Genomic DNA, 21,173 nt, shown 5'->3' on the forward strand with positions numbered 1-21,173 from the left:
TTGCAAGGCCCCACCGCCCGCTTGTGAACGAGGAGGTGTGTAAAGCAACCTTAGCCGTCACTTGTGGATAGGTTATCGTCATTGCGCACCCCGACGATCACCGGTGGATCGGTCAGGTTCTCGGGATAGGCCCCGAAGTTCAGCAGGTCGCGGCGGCCATATTGGTCGGCGATGCCTTCGGCCAGTGCACGGATGGTCACCCCCTGCCCGCTGCAAATGTTGGTGGGACCGGTCCGCGTGCCGGTGATGTCCTTGACCAGCAGCGCCGCCGCGTCTTGTACGTCGATATAGTCACGCAAGGCGGTGCCGCGCGTCAGGTCGACCGGCACGCCGCGCGCCAGTTTGTTGTGCAATTGCGGCACCAGCCGCCGCGCATCCTCGCGATCGCCGTACAGGTAGAACAGCCGCGCCCAAAGGAATGCGATGCCAGCGGTGGCGCACCATGCAGTCAGCATGGTAAAAGCCGCAACCTTGGCCGCTGCATAAGGAGTTTCGGGGGCCAGTGGCGTGTCGACCGAAAGATGTCCCACCGACAGGTCGTATTCAAAACAGGTGCCTGCGCCCACAAAACGGCGCACCCCGGCCTCTGTCGCGCCCTTGGCCATGGCCAATGTGCCGGTCAGGCAGTCAAGATTGCGCACGCTTGTCAGGTATTTGCCCGGCTCGGCGTACCATGCCAGATGCACAACGGTGTCAATGTCGGCCATCTGCTGCGCCCACCAATCCGCGCTTTGGGCAAACAGGTCGTCACATGTCACGATCTGCGCCTGCACCCCTTCGAGCCGCGCCTCGGACCCGGCGCGGATGACACAGGTGATGTCGTGCCCGAGAGCCGCCAGTTGCTGCGCCACGGGCAGCCCGACAAAGCCGGTGGCGCCGGTGATCAGGATGCGGCTCATGGTGCGACGGCCAATTGCGTGGGGCGCGTGCGGGACATCAAGATCGGGTTGCTGTGGGTCACAGGCGGTACCTTTCGGCTTGTCCTCCAACACCTACCGTGCCCCCCTTGCGCAATGCAACTGCGGTCGGCCCGTCCCCGCCAGCCCGGCCTGAAATTTGCAGACTGTCACATTTCCGATGCGTAGCTGCACTAAGCCGCTGGCAACAGAGATCAGACGCGGACGGGTCAATGCGGCACCGGACAATTTTTATATCCGACGTTCATTTGGGAACACCCGGATGTCAGGCAGAGATCCTGCTGGATTTCCTGTCGAACAATCAGGCCGATACGATCTATCTGATCGGTGACATCATCGACGCATGGCGGTTGCGGCGCGGCTGGTTCTGGCCGCAAAGCCACAATGACGTGGTGCAAGAGCTGCTGGCGCGGGCGCATGACGGGGCCAGGATTTTCTACATCCCCGGCAACCACGACGAGGTGTTGCGTGCTTATCCGGGCACCCATTTCGGCGGTGTCGAGGTGGTGAAAACAGCGCCCCATGTCACGGCGGATGGCCGCAGGTTGCTGGTGACCCATGGCGACCAATTCGACAGCATCGTGGTCAATGCCAAATGGCTGGCCCATCTGGGCGACCGCGCCTATGGATTTGCCCTTTGGCTGAACACCTGGCTGAACCGCATGAAACGGCTGTGGGGCGGGCAATACTGGTCGTTGTCCAAATGGGCCAAGCATCAGGTCAAACAAGCCGTCAGCTTTATCAGCGAATACGAACACGTTCTGGCCGACGAGGCGCGGCGCAATGGCTTTGACGGTGTGGTCTGCGGGCACATCCACAGCGCGTGCATCCGCAAGATCGACGGGCTGGATTACATCAACACCGGCGATTGGGTCGAAAGCTGCACGGCCGTGGTCGAAGACGCAGACGGCACGCTGCGGCTGCTGGATTGGGCCGGCTTCATGCGCGCCCGCGACGCCCGGCCCCCAAAACGGCGCATGGCACGCCGCACGGATACCCTGACCAAAGACAAAGAGGTGGCATAGCCCCTATGACCGATATTCCCAACATTGCAGACCAACTGGGCGCTGCCGTTCACCAGAATGCGGCGCTGAACTCGACCGGTTTTCTGGAACGGATCTTTTCACGGCTGTTTCAGGGGCTGGTCTATCCGCAGATCTGGGAAGATCCGGTGGTGGACATGGCGGCGCTGGACCTGCAACCGGGGCAGGATGTGTTCTGCATCGCGTCGGGCGGGTGCAACGCGATGTCCTATCTGACCGCGCAACCCGGATCGGTAACCGCGGTGGATCTGTCGCCTGCACATGTGGCGCTGGGGCGGCTGAAGGTGGCGGCGGCGACGCATCTGTCCCAAGCACAGTTTTTCGCGTTCTTCGGGCGGGGCGACGGTGCCGCCAATGTGGACATTTACGACCGCAAACTGGCCCCGGTGCTGGACAGCGACACTCGCGCCTTTTGGGAGAGCCGCGTGATGGGCCGCCGCCGGATCACCATGTTCGCGCGCGGCTTGCACAAATTCGGCCTGCTGGGCCGGTTTCTGGGTCTGGTGCATGGCGTGTCGTGGCTCGCCGGTCTGGATTACCGTCCGCTGCTGGAAGCGCCAAGCCTGAAGGCGCAAAAACAGTTCCACGACACCCGCATCGCGCCGCTGCTGGACGCGCGTCCGGTGCGGTGGCTGGCGCGGCGGCGGGCGTCGCTGTTCGGTCTGGGCATTCCGCCGGCGCAATATGACAAGCTGGCTGCCGATGGGGACGGCGACGTTCTGGTGGTGCTCAAGGAACGCGTGCGCAAGCTGGCCTGCGATTTTCCGATCCGCGACAATTACTTTGCCTGGCAAGCCTTTGGCCGCAGTTACGAGCCCGGCACACCGCGTTCAGTGCCGCCCTACCTTGAGGCGCAGCATTTTGAAACCGTAGCAGACGGGGCGGCCAACGTGACGTTCCTGAACCGGTCAATGACTGACCTGCTGGCCGAGCGGGACCCCGCGTCGCTGGATGCCTTTGTGCTGCTGGATGCGCAGGACTGGATGAACAACGTGCAACTGAACGCGCTGTGGCAACAGATCACCCGCACGGCGCGGCCCGGCGCGCGGGTGATTTTCCGCACGGGCGGGGCCGACGACATCCTGCCCGGGCGGGTGGCGCCCGAACTGCTGGACCTGTGGCAGTACCAGCGCGACACGTCGCTGGCCTGCTTTGCCCGCGACCGGTCGGCGATCTACGGCGGATTTCACCTGTACAAGCTGAAAGGCGCGCAACAATGACCGATACGGTGTCTCATGCCGAGCTGATGGACAGCACCTATCGTTACCAGCGGCTGATCTATGACATCACGCGGCGCTACTACCTGCTGGGCCGTGACCGGCTGGTTGCCGATCTTGCGCCGCCGCCGGGCGGTCGGGTGCTGGAAATCGGATGCGGCACCGGGCGCAATCTGGCCTGCATTGCCGACCGCTATCCCGGCTGCGCGTTGTTCGGGCTGGATATCTCGACGCAGATGCTGCTGAGCGCGCAGGCCAAGCTGGGCCCGCGGGCGACGCTGGTGCGCGGGGATGCCTGCGATTTTGACGGTCCGGCGCTGTTCGGCGCGCAGGGTTTTGACCGCGTGGTGTTGTCCTACAGTCTGTCGATGATCCCTGACTGGCAGGCCGCGCTGCGCATGGCGGCGGCGCAGTTGGCACCGGGCGGCGCGTTGCATGTGCTGGATTTTGGCGACCAGAGCGGCCTGCCCCGCAGCTTTCGCCAATTGCTGCAAGCGTGGCTCGCACGGTTTCATGTGACGCCGCGTGTCGGACTGCACGCACAGATGCAAGCCATTGCTGCGCAAAACAATCTGACGTTGCGCTTTGAGCCACTTTATCGCGACTATGCGCGCTATGGCGTTCTGACCCGTAGAACACTGGCGGATTAGGGCAAACCTCCGTCGCGTCTGTGCCTGATTTTCGCTGCATTGCAGCGTCTTAGCCGATATTTAAAACGCCGCGTCGGCCATTGCCAATGGTCAGGGCGCGGGATAGCAATCGCCCAAACTCAAGTGACCTTGGAGGAGGGAAAAGATGTTTTTCAACAAGATTCGCCAGACGGCTGCGGTTGCCGTCGTTGCCACGCTTGCAGCGGGCGCAGTTGCTGCCGAAACCGAAGTGAAACTGGGCTATGCGCTGGCACCGGATTCGCATTACGGCGTCGCCGCGGACAAGTGGCAAGAGGTGGTCGAGGCCAAGACAGATGGCAAGTTCAAGTTCCGCCATTTCCCGTCGTCCGGTCTGGGCGGTGAGCGTGAAGTGGTCGAAGGGCTGCAACTGGGCACTGTCGAGGCGACCATCGTGTCCACCGGCACGCTCAGCAACTTTGTGCCCGCCACCGGCGTGACCGACATCCCGTTCCTGTTCCGCAGCCTTGAGCACGCGCGTCACGTTCTGGACGGCCCGATCGGTCAGGAAATCCTGGCGGAATTCGACGATGCCGGTCTGGTTGCCATCGCTTGGGGCGAACAAGGCTTTCGCCACATCACCAACAACCGCAACCCGATTGAAACGCCCGAAGATCTGGCGGGCATGAAGCTGCGGACCATGGAAAACCCCGTTCACCTGTCAGCGTTCAACGCGCTGGGTGCGGCCCCCACACCGATGGCATGGCCCGAAGTGATCGGCGCGCTGCAACAGGGCACCATCGACGGTCAGGAAAACCCGCTGTCGGTGATCGTGTCGGCCAAGCTGAACGAAGTGCAGAAATACCTGACGCTGTCGGGCCATGTCTATTCGCCCGCCATGTTGCTGGTGTCGAAACCGTTCTGGGACACCCTGTCGGACGAAGACAAGGCCGCCTTTGAAGAAGGTGCAACCGAAGCGGTTGTCGCCATGCGCGCCTATGTGGACGATGTGGAAACCAGCGGCGTCGAGACGCTGCAAGAGCGCGGCATGGAAGTCAATGAGCTGTCCGAAGAGCAAAAGGCCGCGTTCCGCGCGTCGGTGGAAAGCGCCTATGAAGGCTACTATGAGACATACGGCAAGGACCTGATCGACCGCATTTCGGCGACAGAGTAACCCGCACGACGACACAAAAGCGGCCGAAGCGCACAGGCTTTCGGCCGCTTTTTCATTCCCGGAGAACATGATGCGCAGGATCGAACGAATTTTCGTGTCGCTGAACGAACTGGCGGTGATCGGGCTGCTGGGGTCCATGACACTGATCGTGGGGGCCAATGTTGCGTTGCGCTATACCACGAACCATTCGCTGCCTTGGGCAGACGAGGCCGCGCGGTATCTGATGATCTGGATGACCTTTCTGGGGGCGGGTCTGGCGCTGCGTATGGGTGGGCATGTGGCCATCACCAACCTGCACGATTTCATCGGCACCCGGTCGCAACAGATCTTGCGCGCGGCCATCGTGTTGGTGCTGCTGATCTTCTTTGCCTTTATGGTTTATGTCGGCTGGCAATACATGCAGCGCGCGCGGTTTCAGCAAACCCCTGCCCTGCGTCTGTCGTTTCAATATGTCTATGCGGCGATGCCCGTCGGGTTCAGCCTGTTGATTGTCCATCTCTTGCTGATCGCCAAGCCGTTCATTCAAGCCGGGTTGTACAAGCAGGAACAAGGCGCCTCCGATGCCGCGCCCGGAGCTGCCAATGGCTGAAATCCTGTTTATATCCCTCTTTGGGCTGATGATCCTTGGCCTGCCGGTGGCCTTTGCCATGGCAATCTCGGTGTTTCTGGCCATCGCATTCGGCAGCTCTTACCCCGAGATTGTCGTGGTGAAAGAGATGTTTTCGGGGCTGGACAGTTTTCCGCTGCTGGCGGTGCCGTTCTTTATTCTGGCGGCCGAGATCATGACCGGCGGGGCGATCACGCATACGCTGTTGCGCTTTGCCTCGCAGTTTGTGGGGCATTTGCGCGGCGGGCTGGGCTATGCCAACGTCATCTCGTCCACCATGTTTGCGGGCATTTCCGGCTCGGCTTTGGCTGATGCGGCGGGGCCGGGGGCGATGATGATCCGCATGATGGAAAAGGGCGGGTACGACCGGCCCTATGCCGGTGCGCTGACCATTTCCAGCGCAGTTGTGGGGCCGATCATTCCACCGTCGATCGTGATGATCATCTACGCCCTGCAAGATCAGGAAGTGTCGGTGGGCTCGCTGTTCATGGCGGGGGTTATTCCGGGGCTGTTGCTGGCCTTGGGCAACCTTGCAACGAATGGCTATGTCAGCTGGAAACGCAACTACCGCAGCACCGAACCGCGCCCCGCCAAGGCGCAGATGCTGCGCACCACGGCGATGGCGCTGCCCGCGCTGGGGCTGATTGTGCTGATCGTCGGTGGTATTCGCGGCGGTATTTTCACCCCCACCGAAGCGTCGGTGATCGCGGTGTTCTACGCGCTGTTCTGCGGCATGTTCATCTACCGCGCCCTGCGCCTGCGCGACCTGCCCGCGATCATCCTGCGCGCTGCCCTGATCAGCGCCGCCGTGCTGCTGATTTTGGGCGCGGCACGGGCCTTTGCCTGGGTTCTGGTGATCGAGGGCGTGCCGCAGTTCCTGGCCGAGACGATCATCTCGTGGAACCTGTCGCCCATTCTGTTCCTGCTGGCGGTCAACGTGTTGATGCTGCTGTTTGGCCTGTTCATGGACCCCTTGCCGGGTGTGATGATCCTGGTGCCCATTCTGGCCCCGATCAGCCACGCGCTGGGGATTGCGCCCGATCACTTTGCCATCGTGGTGATCGTGAACCTGACGCTGGGGCTGACAACGCCGCCTGTGGGCAGTCTGATCTTTGTCGTGTCATCAGCCGCCAATCTGCGGCCTGCCACGCTGATCCGTGAAATGCCGCCTTTCTTTCTGGCGAACTTTGTCGTGCTGATGTTGCTGACCTTTGTGCCGTTCCTAAGCACGTGGTTGCCACGGATCAGCGGGTTTTGAACGGACATGTGATGGATAAAGGTCCCTGCATGCAGGCGGTCCGGTGTTCGGCATCTTGACATTCGGGTGCCGCACTTTGATTGACTGAGCCAAGGGCTTGTTCACGTTAAGGGGGAGGAAAGATGCGTTTTCTGGGAAGGGTCGCGGCGCTGATTTGCGCCATTAACCTGGTGGTAGGCAAAACATTCGCCTGGCTGTCGCTGGGCATCGTTGTTGTGTGTTTCACCGTCGTCGTACAACGGTATCTGTTCGCCACCAGCTACGTGTGGATGCAGGATCTGTATATCTGGCTGAACGGGGCGATGTTCACGGCCGTGGCCGGTTTCGCGCTGTTGCGTGATGACCACGTGCGGGTGGATATTTTCTATCGCCCCGCCAAGATGAAAACCCGCGCGATCACCGATCTGATCGGTGTTGTCCTGTTTCTGATGCCGTTCATGTGGATCGTCTACGCCTATTCGATGCCCTTCGTGCAACGCGCCTGGACCTATCAGGAAGCGTCCGCGAACGTCGGCGGGATGCCTTGGCTGTTTATCCTGAAATCCTTCATCATCGTCTTTGCCGCGCTGATCGCGTTGCAAGGCGTGGCAATGATCATCCGGTCGATCCTGATCCTGACCGGCAACGTGCATCTGGTGCCCGCGTCGATCCAATACAGTGCAGACCGCATCGCGGCAGACCACCCCGAAGGAGCCGTTTGATGGACCCGGTGATGATTGGCGAGCTTCTCGCCGCGTTGATGTTTTTTGGCGTTATCGGCTTTTTGCTGCTGGGCTTTCCGGTGGCCTTTACGCTGGCCGGTACGTCGTTGCTGTTCGGCAGCCTTGGGTTGGCGTTTGGGGTGTTCGATCCGTCGAACTTCGGCTCCCTGCCCAACCGCTATATCGGGTTCATGACCAACGAAGTGCTGGTTGCCGTGCCCTTGTTCATCTTCATGGGCGTGATGCTGGAGCGCAGCCAGATTGCCGAGCAGTTGCTGCTGACCATGGGCAAGCTGTTTGGCAACATGCGCGGCGGGCTAGGGTTTTCGGTGGTGCTGGTGGGCGCGATGCTGGCGGCCTCGACCGGTGTGGTTGGTGCGACTGTGGTCACCATGGGCCTGATCTCGTTGCCTGCAATGTTGCGGGCGGGGTATGACCCCAAGCTGGCCACGGGCGTGATCTGTGCCAGCGGGACGTTGGGGCAGATCGTGCCGCCGTCAACCGTGCTGATTTTCATGGGCGACATGCTGTCAGGCATCAACAGCCAGGTGCAGATGGCCAAGGGCAACTTTGCCCCCACGCCGGTGTCCGTGGGTGACCTGTTCGCCGGTGCGCTGTTGCCGGGCATCCTGCTGATTGTTCTGTATCTGTTGTTCGTGCTGTTCAAGGCCGTGACCGACCCCGAATCCTGCCCTGCCACGCCCGTGCCTGCGGAAGAAAAGAAGCACCTGCTGCGAGAGGTCTTTGTGGCCCTGGTGCCGCCGTTGCTGTTGATCCTTGCCGTTCTCGGTTCAATCCTGGGCGGTATCGCCACCCCGACCGAAGCGGCGTCCGTGGGGGCCGTGGGCGCGATGATTTTGGCGGCGATGCGCTGGCGGTTGTCCTTTGGCGTGTTGCAGCAAACCGTGATCTCGACCGCGACGATCACCAGCATGGTCTTTATCATCCTGTTGGGCGCATCGGTGTTTTCCGTCGTTTTCCGCATGATGGGCGGCGACAATCTGGTGCATGAATTCCTAAGCAACCTGCCCGGCGGCAAGCTGGCGGCTGTGGCCGTGGTGATGGTGATCATGTTCTTCCTGGGGTTCATTCTGGACACCTTCGAGATCATTTTCATCGTGATCCCGATCACAGCGCCGGTATTGCTGGCGCTGGATGTCGATCCGGTGTGGCTGGGTGTGATGGTGGGTGTGAACCTGCAAACCTCGTTCCTGACGCCGCCGTTCGGCTTTGCGCTGTTCTACCTTCGCGGCGTGGCCCCGGCCGAGCTGCCGACCAGCGCGATCTACAAAGGCATCCTGCCCTTCGTGATGTTGCAGATCGTGGCGATTGCGATCCTGTTTGCCTTCCCCGAACTGGTCACATGGCTGCCAAGGTTGATCGCCAGCTAGGCGATCACATCCCCCGAAATGCAAAAAGGCCCGGTGTTTCCACCGGGCCTTTTCGTTTTGTCAGGATCGCTTGGGATCAGTACTTCAGATACTTCTGACGTGCTGCCACCAGCGGCGAGTCGATGGTTTCGGTGCGGACGCGCACCAGGTTCAGCGCCTCGATGAAGCTTTCCGTGGTCTTTTTCACCAGCGGGTCGTCGCTGTTGCGCAGCTCCTCGATCACTTCGACCGACGCCTTGGCACCGGCTTCCATGATGTCGTCGGGGAAGGCACGCACGATCACGCCATGGTCATCGACCAGCGTTTTCAGAGCACGCGGATCGTTGGCGACAAAGTCGGATGCAACCTGATCGTATTCCGCCTGGCTGACGTCACGAATGATCGCTTGCAGGTCGTCGGGCAGGTCCTGGTACTTTTTCTTGTCCACGACCAGCTCGGTCGCCAGCCCCGGTTCAACGAAGGACGGCATGTAGTAGTTCTTGGCGACCTGATGGAAGCCCAGCGCCAGATCGTTGTAGGGGCCCACGAATTCGGCCGCGTCCAGCGTGCCCGATTGCAGCGCCTGGAAGATTTCGCCGGCCGCCATGTTGGTGACGGTTGCGCCCAGTTTTTCCCAGACGCGACCACCCAGACCGGGTGTGCGGAAACGAATGCCTTTGACGTCCTCGACGCTTTTCAGCTCGTCGCGGAACCAGCCGCCGGCCTGCGTGCCGGTGTTGCCGGACAAGAAGCCCTGAACGCCGAACTGGTCATAGATTTCGTCCCAGATTTCCTGACCGCCCAGGAAGCGGACCCATGCGGTCAGCTCGGGCGTGGTCATGCCGTAGGGCACGCCGGTAAAGAACGACAGGGCGGGCGATTTGTTCTGCCAGTAATAGGCGGCGCCGTGGCTCATCTCGGCTGTGCCGTCGATGACAGCGTCCAGCGATTGCAGCGGCGGCACCAGTTCGCCTGCCGAATAGACCTGAACGGTCAGGCGGCCACCGGACGCGGCGGTGATGCGGTCGGCCAGACGCTGTGCGCCCACGCCCAGACCCGGAAAGTTCTTTGGCCATGTGGTGACCATGCGCCATGTGATGTTGCCTTGGGCAACGGCGGGTGCGGCCAGTGTCGATGCCGCAGCACCTGCCCCCAACACGCCTGCTGTACGAATGAAAGAACGACGATCCACGATGTTTCCTCCCGAATTGAAATGCCGTTAAGCCTGTTTGAACCAAGTTGTCTGACAGGCTTCAAGCCGTTGATAGACCTAGCCCTTGGGGAATGTCCATGCGTTGAACGCAAACTGATACATCACTTTTTGCGTGTACTGTAACACTGTGGCTCGGGCAGGATTTTGGATGTGGTATCAAGCATCTATGCAGATCCGCGCCCAAAAGGTTCCGGCCAAACTTGCCGCAGCGTGCCCGGATTGCAGCATATGCCCGCGACCTCTTGGCGCGGGGGGCGGGACACAGCGATTTGACGTGCTATTTACGCAAAGACTATTCATGATACCGCTCGCTGCAACCAGACGAAAGCACCGTTGATGAAAGCGCTTCGCCAGATTGTTCTTATGCTGCTTGTCCTCGCTGCGGGGGTCTATGTGTGGGTGGCTTACGTGCCGGCCGCGCAGCCCGTTTTGACGCGATTGGGGGTCTATGACCTGCTGGGAATGACGCCCCCTGCCCCGCAGGACACCGCGGCCCAAGGTCGCCCGCGCGGCGGCGGCGGTGCGGTGCCGGTTGTCACGGCCCGTGTCAGCGAACAGGCCCGCGCCGACCGGATCACGGCGATTGGCGACGGGCGCGCGCGCCGGTCGGTGACGGTGCGGTCCAGTGCGGTGGGCACGATCACTGAACTGCCCATCGCCTCGGGCCACTATGTGCAAGCGGGTGCGATCATCGCGCACTTGCAGGACGAGGCGGAAAAGATCGCGCTGGAGCAGGCCGAGATCGAATTTGAAAACGCCGACACCGAGGCCAAGCGCATTGCGCAACTGGAAACCTCGGGTGCGGTGACCGAAGTGCGCCTGCGCGAAAGCCAGTTGGCGCTGCGCAGTGCCGAACTGGCGGTGCGGCAGGCCCGGTTTGATTTGTCGCAACGGCAGATCACCGCACCGATCAGCGGCTGGGTCGGTATCATTGATCTGGAAGAAGGCGATCGCGTCAATGCGCAGGATGTGCTGGTTACGATCACCGACCGCTCGGACATCTTGATCGACTTTCGCGTGCCGGAGCGTGTGGTGGGCCAGATTGCTGTGGGCCAGCCGATCATTGCAACACCGCTGGGTCAGCCAGGAACAGAGCTTCAGGGCGAAATCAGCGTGATCGACAGCGTCGTGGACCGCGCCAGCCGCACGCTTTTGGTGCAGGGGCGCGTGCCCAATGATGCGGACCTGCTGCGCGCAGGCATGGCATTTTCGGTCAACCTGAGCTTTCCCGGTGAAACCCTGCTGTCGATTGCGCCGCTGGCGGTGCAATGGTCCAGCGACGGGCCTTTTGTCTGGGTGGTGCGCGACGGCAAGGTCGCCCAGGCCACTGTCGAAATTGTCCAGCGCAACAGCGACGCCGTGCTGGTCCGGGCCGAGGGGCTGGGACCGGACGACGCGGTTGTGACCGAAGGCGTACAATCCTTGCGCAACGGTGCCGAGGTCAGCCCCCGCAGCGAGGACGCATCGGCGCAGGCGGATGAAACCGCGCCCGGCGGCACGCTATGAGCACACCGGCATCGTCGTCATCGGGCACCGCGCTGTTCGTGCGCAGGCCGATCCTGGCCTTTGTGCTAAATGCGCTGATCGTGCTGGCCGGTATCGCGGGCCTGTTCGGCGCGGAAATCCGCGAGCTGCCGAACGTGGACCGCCCTGTCGTCACGGTCACCACCCGCTTTGACGGCGCATCCCCCGAGACGGTGGATCAGGAACTGACCGGTCGGATCGAAGGTGCTGTGGGCCGTGTGTCGGGCGTGCGGTCGATCTCGTCCAACTCTCGCTTTGGCCGGTCGCGGGTGACGCTGGAATTCAACGACAACGTCGACATCGACGTGGCTGCCACAGACGTGCGCGACGCGGTGGCGCGGATCGTCAACCAGTTGCCCGACACCGCCGACCAGCCCGAGATTGTCAAAGCGGACGCCAATGCCCAGCCGGTGATGCGCATTGCCGTCACATCCGCCGGCCGGTCGCCGCAGGAACTGACCGCCATCGTGCAGGACCGGATCGAGGACCGGCTGATTTCCATCGACGGCGTGGCCGACTTGCAAATCTACGGTGACCGCGAGCCTATCTTTCGCGTCGACATCGACCAGTTGAAGCTGGCCAGCCGGGGGCTGACACTGGGCGACATGCAGCAGGCACTGTCCAATCTGGCCTTTGACACGCCTGCGGGTGATCTGGCGGGTGACCGGCAGTCGATCAACGTGCGCACCACGGCCACGGTGGCCACAACCGCCGCCTTCGAGGCGCTGGAGATCAAGCGCGACGTGAAGGTCGGCGATGTGGCGACGGTCACCCTTGGCCCGGATTCAGGCGAAACCGTGCTGCGGGCGAATGGTCAGCAAGGGCTTGGGATCGGGGTGATCCGGCAGGCCACATCGAACACGCTGGAGATTTCCGCAAGCGTGCGCGCCGTGGTGGCCGAGCTGAACCAGACCCTTCCGCAGGATGTGACCATTACCGTCACCTCGGACGATGCGATCTTTATCCAGGGCTCCATCGAGGAAGTGCTGAAAACGCTGGGCTGGGCTGTGGCCATTGTGGTCGCGGTGATCTTCCTGTTTCTGCGCGATTTCCGCGCGACGTTGATCCCGACGCTGACCTTGCCGGTGGCGCTGATCGGGACGCTTGCCGCAATCTACATGGTAGGGTTCTCCGTCAACATCCTGACGCTGCTGGCGCTGGTGCTGGCCACGGGGATGGTGGTGGATGACGCCATCGTCGTGCTGGAAAACATCGTGCGCCAGCGCGCGGCAGGCATGGGGCCACGGGCCGCTGCGGTGAACGGCACGTCGCAGGTGTTCTTTGCCGTTGTCACCACCACTGCGACGCTGGCGGCGGTGTTCGTGCCGCTGTCGTTCCTGCCCGGACAGGCAGGTGGGTTGTTCCGCGAGTTCGGCTTTACCCTTGCGATGGCGGTGTTGCTGTCGTCGGTTGTGGCGCTTAGCCTGTGCCCGGTACTGGCCAGCCGTATGCTGACACGCGCCCCCGACGACAACGCGCGCGGGCCGATGATCTGGCTGGGCAACCGGCTGATGCGGATATACGAAGCCAGCCTGCGCGGCGCGCTGGCGATGCCGTTTGTAATCGTGTTGATCGCAGCCCTTGTTGCCGCCACCGCCGCGATGATGGCGGGCGGCATCCGGCAGGAACTGACCCCAGCCGAGGATCGCGCGGTGGCCTTGCTGAGCGTGACCGCGCCGCAGGGTGTGTCGCTGGATTACACCCGCACCAAAATGCGCGAGATCGAAAGCATCGTCGCCCCCATGCAAGAGGCGGGCGAGGTGACCAACGTGTTTTCGATCACCGGCTTTGGCGCGGACAACCGCGGGTTCATGGTGTTCACATTGGCCAAATGGGAAGACCGCGCCCGCAGCCAGCAGGACATCGTGAGCGAGATCAACGGCAAGCTGCGCGGGATCATCGGGGTGCGCGCCTTTGCCATCCAGCCCAATTCGCTGGGCATTCGCGGCGCGGGGCGCGGGCTGGCCTTTGCGATCACCGGCGACAGCTATGACCAGTTGAGCCAAGTCGCGGAAGAAATGGTCGTACGGCTGGGCCAGAACCCTGACATGGGCCAAGTCCGGTTGGAATACGAGCGCACACAGCCGCAGCTGTTCGTGCAAATCGACCGCGCGCTGGCCGCCGATCTGGGGATCGACATCACCGGGTTGGGTCAGGCGTTGCAGGCCATGCTGGACGGACGCACGGTGGGATCGGTGTTTATCGACGACAAAAGCTTTGACGTGAAAATGCTGTCCACGTCGAACCCTGTGAACGATCCGCGCGACCTTGAGAACATCTTTGTGCAGTCGGGCAACGATCTGATGGTGCCGCTGGCCAGCTTCGTGACACTGGAAGAACGCGCCGTTGCCCCCGAGCTGGACCGCGAGGGGCAGAACCGGTCAGTTGAATTGACAGCGGGGCTGACGCCCGACCTGTCGCTGGGCGATGCGCTGGCGCAGGTGCGTGACATCGGTGACGAGGTTCTGGCCGAAAACAACCGCATCGTGCCACTGGCCGAAGCGGCGACGCTGGACCAGACCAATTCGGGCATCTTCCTGACCTTCGGCTTTGCCATTCTGGTGGTGTTCCTGGTGTTGTCCGCGCAATTCGAAAGCTTTATTTCGGCGGTCGTCGTCATGGCGACGGTGCCGCTGGGGCTGGCCTGTGCGGTGTTTGCGCTGTTGCTGACGGGGCAAAGCCTGAACGTCTACAGCCAGATCGGGCTGGTGATGCTGATCGGGATCATGGCCAAGAACGGCATCCTGATTGTCGAATTTGCCAACCAGTTGCGCGACAAGGGCGATAGCGTGCACGACGCGATCCTGCAGGCGTCAACCATACGGTTGCGGCCTGTGATGATGACCATGACTTCGACCGTGGTGGGCGGCATTCCGTTGATCCTGTCCGCAGGCGCCGGAGCCGAAGCGCGCGAGGCGCTGGGATGGGTCATTGTCGGCGGGTTGGGCATGGCGACGCTGTCGACGCTGTACCTGACGCCGGTGGCCTATCTGCTGCTGGCGCGCTTTGCCACGCCCAAGGCGCACGAGGAAGCGCGGTTGCAATCCGAGTTGCAGGCAGCCGAAAGCATCTGAAGCGCATCTGGTGGGTGATAAAACTCTGCGTGTACTGACACCGAATGACGCTGCAAGCCCTGTCAGCGGCTTTGAAACGGGCTATAGTCTTTGACAATCCAACACCTCGGTGTGTGCAATCCCTTGCACGCCCCCTGGACCGCACATTCTGGAGCGCCACACCTAGGCCATGTCGACCGATACATTTGCACAGACAACGCCCGATGGGGCGGCGATCGAGGATTTGATCGCCTGCCCCCATTGCGATGCGTTGTATGTGGCGCAGATGCCCGCGCATGGCGGGCGTGCGGTGTGCAGCCATTGCCACACCGTGCTGATCGCGCCACGCAAGAAGGCCGGCAAAAAGATGATTGCGCTGACGCTGACCGTGATGATCCTGGTGGTGGCGGCGCTGTTCTTTCCCTTTCTGGACATCAATGCCAGTGGCATCGGCAATTCGACGTCCATCCTGGATGCGGCGTCCAGCTTCCGGTCAGGGTACATGGTGTTCCTGTCGTTCCTTGTGGCGGCGGCGATTATCTTTATTCCGCTGCTGCGCACCGTTCTGATCCTATACGTGCTGCTCCCCATCGTACGCGACCGCCCCGCCCTGCCCCACGCGCGCAGCGCTTTTCGTCTGTCGCAAGAGCTGAAGCCATGGGCCATGGCCGAGGTATTTGCCATTGGCTGCGCCGTGGCGCTGGTTAAAGTGCAGGATCTGGCGCATATCGGCTTTGGCCCCGCGTTCTGGATGTTTTCCGCTTTGGTCATCCTTGTTCTTATCAATGATAATTTTTTGTGTACCTGGTCTGTATGGAAATCGCTCGAACTGGAAGAAGACTGACGGCGCGCGAAGCAGGCCTTGTGGCCTGCCGCCGCTGTGCGCGGGTCTGGCCGATGGGTCAGGCGCGCTGCGGGCGCTGTGGCAGCCACCTGCAATCGCGTGACACCAAAAGCCTGCAAAAGGTCTGGGCGTGGTGGATTGCGGGCGTCATCGCCTATATTCCCGCCAACATCTTTCCGATGCTGAAAACCAACACGCTGGTGTCGCACACCGAAAACACCATCATCGGCGGCGCGGTCGAACTGGCCCATCATGGCAGCTATGGCGTGGCAGCCATCATCCTGATCGCAAGCGTGCTGATCCCGGTGGGCAAGTTTCTGGCCATTGCTTTTCTGGCCATCACCGCGCGGCACGGATCGACCGTGCCCGCCCGCAGCCGCACCTATATGTACGAGATCGTCGAATTCATCGGCCGCTGGTCGATGATCGACGTTTTTGTCGTGGCCATCCTGTCCTCGCTTGTGCAGTTGTCCGTCGTGGCGTCGATCCGGCCGGGGCCTGCGGCGATGACCTTTGCTTTGTCCGTTATTTGCACCATGTTGTCCGCTCAGGCATTTGATCCCCGTCTGATCTGGGACGCTGTGCGCCGTCAACAACCCAGAAAGACCCCCTGACCTATGTCCGACAACAGTGCGCCGACACCCGTTCCCGTCGAAGACGGCAAGCCCAGGTTCTGGGAAGGCATTTCGTTCATCTGGCTGATCCCGATCCTGGCGCTTGTCGTGGCGTTGGGTGCGGCCTGGAACAATTTCAACCAGCAGGGCCCGCTGATCGAGATCACCTTTGAAAATGCGGCCGGGGTCAAGGCGGGCGAAACCGAGCTGCGCTTTCGTGACATTCGTGTGGGGCTGGTGGAAACCGTGGGCTTTACCGATGACCTGAAACAGGTGCGCGTCGGCGTGCGGATCAACAAGGATCTGGCCGATTTCGTCGATGGTGAATCGCAATTCTGGGTCGTGCGCCCTGAAGTGTCGGCCCAAGGGGTCACCGGTCTGGATACCGTTCTGTCGGGTGTCTACATTCAAGGGACATGGGACGGCACGGCAGGCGGTTTTCGAACAAAATTCGAAGGCCTCTCGAACGCTCCCTTGCTAAGCGCGGACCGCGAGGGCATCCAGTTTACGCTGCGGTCCCCAGAAAGTCTGCCCACCGCCAACACGCCCATTCTGTACAAGGGCTTGCAGGTGGGTCAGGTCGCCTCTGCCGAGATCAACGAAGACGGCACCGGTGTCGCGGCCAAGGCGGTGATCTATGCCCCTTACACCACGTTGGTCACCACTGGGACGCGGTTCTGGGATGTCTCTGGCTTTTCCTTCTCACTGGGGGCAGCGGGTGCGCAGATCAATTTCGACAGCTTTGCATCGCTGATCTCGGGCGGGATCACCTTTGAGACCATGGGGTCCGGCGGCGCGGCGCTGGCCCAAGACGAGGTGTTCGAACTGTTTGCCGACGAAGAAACCGCGCGCAATGATTTCCTTGTCGAAGGCGACGGCGAAAGCAATAGCGCGACACTGACCATGATCTTTGATCAGAACCTGTCCGGGCTAAGCGCCGGCGCGCCGGTGGAACTGGGCGGCCTGCGCGTGGGCGAGGTTGCATCACTGACCGGTCTGGTCGACCCGGAACGGTTCGGCGACGACAAGGTGCGCCTGATGACCACCATGCGGATCAACCCCAGCCGGATCGGGTTAGAGGATGATGCAGGCGATCAAGAGCTGCTTGATTTCCTGTCGCGGCGGGTCGCGGCGGGTATGCGTGGGCAATTGACCAACGCGTCGCTGCTGACCGGTTCGCTGAAAATCCGTCTAATCGACGTGCCCGACGCCCCCGAGGCCGAGCTGATCCGCACAGCCGAACCCTATCCGATCCTGCCCACCACCGACGCGGACATCACCGATGTCGCCACCTCGGCGCAGGGTGTGTTGCAGCGGGTCAACGATCTGCCCATTGAAGAAGTCATGCAATCGGCCATCAGCTTTCTGGACAACGCCACCGCCCTTGTCGGATCGCAGGCGCTGCAAGAGGCCCCCGAAGAGCTGCGCGGCATTCTGTCGGGTGTGCGCGGCGTGGTCGAAAGCGATGACGTAAAAGCGATCCCCGGGCAGGTTTCTGTCGTGCTGAAAGACCTTGAACAGATCTCGGGCAAGCTGAACACCATCGTGACCGAGATCGAAACCAAGGGCGTGATCGATCAGTTGATCAGCTCTATCGACAGTGTCAAAACCGCCGCTGACGGTCTGCCCGGTATTGTGGATCAAGCCAGCGCCATTCTGGACGACGCCGCCGAAGTGTCGCTGAAAACGCTGGCGGATCGGACCACCGAACTGCTGGCCGCGGCAAATGCCCTGATCGACCAGCCGTCGACCCGCGCCCTGCCGCAAGAGCTGAACGAGGCGCTGGCGCAATTGACGCTGACGCTGGAAGAGCTGCGCGACGGCGGGCTGGTGGACAATGCCAACGCCACGCTGGCGTCGGCGCGTGACGCGGCATCGGCGGTCGAAGAGGCCACCAAGCTGCTGCCGGGCATCGCCACGCAACTGCGCAACGTCGCCAATCAGGCGGCGGCCACGCTGAACAACTACGGGCGCGAATCCGCATTCTCGCGCGAAACCAGCGCCGCACTGCGTCAGATCGAAGCCGCGGCCTCGGCCATAGAACGTCTGGCGCGGGCCATCGAACGCAATCCAAACTCGCTTATCCTGGGACGGTGATTTTATGAAAACGATCAACACAGGCAGCATCGCTGCCCTTGGCCTTGTCACGCTGCTGGCCGCTTGTGGCACGACCGAAGTGCGCGTTGCATCGCCGGTCAGCGCGCCGCAAACACGGGTGAACTCCAGCTTCTCCAGCCTTGAAGTGTCCGAGGTGACCCTGCCCAGCTATGCTGCCGCCGAAGATATCTATATGCGCGCCGCAGATGGCACCATTTCGCCCATGGGGACACTGTGGGCGGACCTGCCCGCACGGTCGATCAGTCTGCAACTGGCCCGCGATCTGGGGACCATCACAGGCGTTACCGTCGCCCCCGCACCCTGGCCCTTCCGCGCCTATCCCGCCGCCAAGGTAGACGTGCGGATCGAGGAACTGCTGGCCACAGCCGAAGGTGTGTTCCGCCTGTCAGGCCAGTATTTTATCGCACCCGAAGCGGGCGGACGTGCCACCGCGGGGTCCTTTGCCATTGAGGAGCCGATTGTCGGTGACGCAAGCTCGGCCACTGCCATCGCGGCGGCGCGCGGGCTGGCCGTGGGGCGGCTGGCAGAGACCATCGCGCGCAAGGGGCTGTGATCCAAGAGGCAGGCCAGGGTGCGAATGCGTCGCGGTCCGCCCCCTGGTTTCGCTTTCATGTCTTTTGGTGACTCTGGCCTGACGCTTTGCCAAACGGGCTGCTTGGCGCCGCGCTACACCGACGCCTGAGCAGGTGATTGATGCGACGGCGCGCGCCTCGGGTTGGGAGGTTTGCGCCTATTCTTCCAGAAGATGCTCCAGCCCGCAGCGTGCGATCGCATCGGTCAGCTCTTGCGATGCGGCTGCCAGGATCGCGCGTTCGTCCAGATCGGTCTTGCGGTGACGCATCCGGATCTTGCCGTTGACGATGACCGTGTCCACATCGCCTGCATTGGCGAATTGCGCGGCGGCGGTCAGCGGCATGATCGGCGGATAGAAATGCGCCTGTTCGCGGTCCAGCATCACGATGTCGGCCTTTTTGCCCGCTTCCAACGACCCCAGATCATCCTGCAAACCGATAGCGCGCGCCGCGTCGATGGTGCACATTTCCAGCACGTCAATTGGCATCATCACATCGGGATCGCGAAAGTGTCGGCGGTGGTAGTGCAGGCACTGGGCCATATGGCGAAACATGTCATAGCCGCGATCCGGTGCGGCGGCATCCGACCCCAGCGCCACGTTCACCCCCATATCGCGCAGTTCCGGCGCGGGACAGCGGCCATAAACCGACATGATCGCAGATGGATTGTGAACGATCGAGGTGCCGCTGCGTTTGGCGGCAGCCATGTCGCCCTCGGTCAGGTCGACCGAATGTGACAGGTATGACCACGGCCCGATGATCTCGAGCGTTTCGGCCAGCGCGATAGAGCCGTCGCGGTGTCCGTCTTGTGTGAACAGCAGCCCCGCCTTTTCACGCAGGTCCATCACATCGCGGCACATGCGGCGGATGGTCTGCGGGTCTGCCTGAACCGCGTTCGGCTGGTAGACCGGCATGATCAGGCACACGCCTGTCCCGGTGCCCAACAGGTCGTTGTGCGTCTCGGCCAGTTCGGCGCAGACCGCCAGCTGGTCTTCGAAACTCAGCGTGATTTCGCGCGACTGGTCAAGGCTGCGATAGGTCTTGGGGAACGGTGCGCGGTTCACACCGGCGGCCACCATCGTGCGCAGACCCGCCTCGCGGGTGGCGGCGCAATGCAGATCGCCCGCTTCGCGCGTGTCAGTGCGATAGTGGTCCGCGCCACCACCCAGCAACATGGTGCAGGTGGTGATCCCCGCCCTGAGCCGTTCCAGCGCTGACAAACGCGCCTCGGCCTGCCAGAAACCTGCGGTTGATCCGCGTGTGTACAGGTCTTCGCAAGCTTGAAACCATGCGTCGCCCCCTGCCCGCGCGCCCAGATTGCGGGTCAGTCCGTGGCCTGCGTGGGCGTGGCTGTCGATCAGCCCCGGCAACGTCAACGTGCCTTTGCCGTCGATGATCTCGGCGCTTTCGGGAATGGTCACGTCACCGGCGGCACCGACCTGTGTGATGCGGTCATCGGTAAAGACAATCGTCGCCTTTTCGATGACGCGACGCTTGGCGTCCATGGTGATGGCAGTCGTTCCGGTAATGGCAATGGTGGTCAACTCAGGTATCCTCGGTCAGGGCTGCACCCAGAACATCGGTCGGGAACGGCTGACCATCCCCCGAGGTTTCCAGTTGCAGCGTGTGTTCAGCTTCCAACAGATGCGCGTCCATTGCGCTTTTGGCGGTGTCGAAATCGCCTCGCGCCAGCGCCTCGACGATCGACGCATGTTCGTCCGGTCCGCATTGGGTGTCACATTTCGGCTGGAACACCGCGGTGACCAGCGTGCTTTTTGACACCAGGTCGCGCAGAATGTCGGCCAGCAAGGGCGAGGCACCCAGTTCAGCCAGCAGCATGTGAAACGCCCCCGACAACCGGATGGTTTGCGATGCATCCCCGTCGCGCAGGGCCTGTCGTTCCTGTTCGATATGACTGTTGAGCGCCGCAAGCGTGTCGTCGCTGACGTTCTCTTTCAACGCCTCAATCACACCGCGTTCAACCACGCGTCGGGTGAAAAACACATCGCGTGCTTCGTCCGCTGACGGGGTGGACACAAAAGCCCCGCGGTTGGGGATGTGGCAGACCAGACCATCATGGGCCAACTGGTCCAGCGCGCGGCGGATGCGGGGACGGCTGACGCCGAAAATCTCGCACAGGCGCTCTTCTTTCAGGCGGGTGCCCGGTGGCAGGCGGCGTTCGGCAATAGATTTCCAGATCCGTTCATAGATCTGCTGTTCCGTGAGTTTGGGAGCGTCCGACATCTCACCTCCTTGGCATGGACCGGGCAACGGGCCCGATCCCAATTGTCGCAAAATTAGGCAGAAGGATGCAAGCATTTAATGTCATCATAAATTGTT

Annotated in this window: 18 protein-coding genes; 14 read left to right on the plus strand and 4 right to left on the minus strand. The window is 62.0% G+C overall.

Annotation, left to right across the window (positions count from 1 at the left end; translation table 11 throughout):
• Nucleotides 1-50: 50 nt before the first annotated feature.
• Entirely contained in the window at nt 51-899 is an 849-nt protein-coding gene (locus tag AAC077_RS14350) for an NAD(P)-dependent oxidoreductase (RefSeq protein WP_339770759.1), read from the minus strand.
• A 230-nt stretch (nt 900-1,129) separates the two neighbouring features.
• On the opposite strand from AAC077_RS14350, the gene AAC077_RS14355 reads away from it, so the two are divergent.
• The 8 genes from AAC077_RS14355 to AAC077_RS14390 all read left to right on the plus strand — a co-directional run bounded on the left by AAC077_RS14355 (nt 1,130) and on the right by AAC077_RS14390 (nt 8,916).
• Complete coding sequence (locus tag AAC077_RS14355; RefSeq protein WP_339770761.1) at nt 1,130-1,942, plus strand: UDP-2,3-diacylglucosamine diphosphatase; 813 nt, start codon at nt 1,130-1,132, stop codon at nt 1,940-1,942.
• Nucleotides 1,943-1,947: 5 nt separating this feature from the next.
• Nucleotides 1,948-3,180, plus strand: a complete 1,233-nt coding sequence (locus tag AAC077_RS14360; RefSeq protein WP_339770763.1) for a DUF3419 family protein — start codon at nt 1,948-1,950, stop codon at nt 3,178-3,180.
• On the plus strand, nt 3,177-3,827 hold the full coding sequence (locus AAC077_RS14365; protein WP_339770765.1) for a class I SAM-dependent methyltransferase: 651 nt from the start codon (nt 3,177-3,179) through the stop codon (nt 3,825-3,827). The genes AAC077_RS14360 and AAC077_RS14365 overlap by 4 nt, the downstream gene beginning before the upstream one ends.
• 145 nt (nt 3,828-3,972) lie before the next feature.
• On the plus strand, nt 3,973-4,959 hold the full coding sequence (locus tag AAC077_RS14370; RefSeq protein ID WP_339770767.1) for a TRAP transporter substrate-binding protein: 987 nt from the start codon (nt 3,973-3,975) through the stop codon (nt 4,957-4,959).
• A 70-nt stretch (nt 4,960-5,029) separates the two neighbouring features.
• Nucleotides 5,030-5,548, plus strand: a complete 519-nt coding sequence (locus tag AAC077_RS14375) for a TRAP transporter small permease (RefSeq protein ID WP_339770864.1) — start codon at nt 5,030-5,032, stop codon at nt 5,546-5,548.
• Nucleotides 5,541-6,824, plus strand: coding sequence for a TRAP transporter large permease (locus AAC077_RS14380; protein ID WP_339770769.1), 1,284 nt, complete (start codon nt 5,541-5,543; stop codon nt 6,822-6,824). The genes AAC077_RS14375 and AAC077_RS14380 overlap by 8 nt, the downstream gene beginning before the upstream one ends.
• Nucleotides 6,825-6,946: 122 nt before the next feature.
• Nucleotides 6,947-7,525: a TRAP transporter small permease subunit gene (locus AAC077_RS14385; protein ID WP_339770770.1), complete on the plus strand. Its 579-nt coding sequence runs from the start codon at nt 6,947-6,949 to the stop codon at nt 7,523-7,525.
• A complete protein-coding gene (locus AAC077_RS14390; protein ID WP_339770772.1) occupies nt 7,525-8,916 on the plus strand; it encodes a TRAP transporter large permease subunit in 1,392 nt (463 codons plus the stop codon). The genes AAC077_RS14385 and AAC077_RS14390 overlap by 1 nt, the downstream gene beginning before the upstream one ends.
• A gap of 76 nt (nt 8,917-8,992) precedes the next feature.
• Here the strand turns inward: AAC077_RS14390 and AAC077_RS14395 are convergent, their stop codons facing one another.
• A complete protein-coding gene (locus tag AAC077_RS14395) occupies nt 8,993-10,087 on the minus strand; it encodes a TRAP transporter substrate-binding protein (protein WP_339770774.1) in 1,095 nt (364 codons plus the stop codon).
• Between the two features lie 384 nt (nt 10,088-10,471).
• Between AAC077_RS14395 and AAC077_RS14400 the strand changes: the two genes are divergently transcribed.
• The 6 genes from AAC077_RS14400 to AAC077_RS14425 all read left to right on the plus strand — a co-directional run bounded on the left by AAC077_RS14400 (nt 10,472) and on the right by AAC077_RS14425 (nt 18,814).
• Nucleotides 10,472-11,614 (plus strand): efflux RND transporter periplasmic adaptor subunit, encoded by a 1,143-nt coding sequence (locus AAC077_RS14400; protein ID WP_339770776.1) that lies wholly within the window; start codon nt 10,472-10,474, stop codon nt 11,612-11,614.
• Nucleotides 11,611-14,706, plus strand: coding sequence for an efflux RND transporter permease subunit (locus AAC077_RS14405; RefSeq protein WP_339770778.1), 3,096 nt, complete (start codon nt 11,611-11,613; stop codon nt 14,704-14,706). The genes AAC077_RS14400 and AAC077_RS14405 overlap by 4 nt, the downstream gene beginning before the upstream one ends.
• A gap of 169 nt (nt 14,707-14,875) precedes the next feature.
• Nucleotides 14,876-15,529, plus strand: coding sequence for a paraquat-inducible protein A (locus AAC077_RS14410; protein ID WP_339770780.1), 654 nt, complete (start codon nt 14,876-14,878; stop codon nt 15,527-15,529).
• The gene (locus AAC077_RS14415; protein ID WP_339770782.1) at nt 15,499-16,143 is read left to right on the plus strand and encodes a paraquat-inducible protein A; all 645 of its coding nucleotides are present in this window, start codon (nt 15,499-15,501) and stop codon (nt 16,141-16,143) included. The genes AAC077_RS14410 and AAC077_RS14415 overlap by 31 nt, the downstream gene beginning before the upstream one ends.
• A gap of 3 nt (nt 16,144-16,146) precedes the next feature.
• A complete protein-coding gene (locus AAC077_RS14420; RefSeq protein ID WP_339770784.1) occupies nt 16,147-18,240 on the plus strand; it encodes an MlaD family protein in 2,094 nt (697 codons plus the stop codon).
• A gap of 4 nt (nt 18,241-18,244) precedes the next feature.
• Nucleotides 18,245-18,814, plus strand: coding sequence for an ABC-type transport auxiliary lipoprotein family protein (locus AAC077_RS14425; RefSeq protein WP_339770785.1), 570 nt, complete (start codon nt 18,245-18,247; stop codon nt 18,812-18,814).
• A 177-nt stretch (nt 18,815-18,991) separates the two neighbouring features.
• Here AAC077_RS14425 and AAC077_RS14430 read toward each other — a convergent pair whose 3' ends face one another.
• Together AAC077_RS14430 and AAC077_RS14435 are read right to left on the minus strand one after the other, a co-directional pair.
• Nucleotides 18,992-20,377 (minus strand): amidohydrolase family protein, encoded by a 1,386-nt coding sequence (locus tag AAC077_RS14430; protein ID WP_339770787.1) that lies wholly within the window; start codon nt 20,375-20,377, stop codon nt 18,992-18,994.
• Nucleotide 20,378: 1 nt separating this feature from the next.
• Nucleotides 20,379-21,077 (minus strand): GntR family transcriptional regulator, encoded by a 699-nt coding sequence (locus AAC077_RS14435; RefSeq protein WP_339770789.1) that lies wholly within the window; start codon nt 21,075-21,077, stop codon nt 20,379-20,381.
• Nucleotides 21,078-21,173: the final 96 nt, after the last annotated feature.

It is taken from the genome of uncultured Pseudosulfitobacter sp. (genome assembly GCF_963976325.1).
In the GTDB taxonomy this organism is placed as follows: Bacteria; Pseudomonadota; Alphaproteobacteria; order Rhodobacterales; family Rhodobacteraceae; genus Pseudosulfitobacter.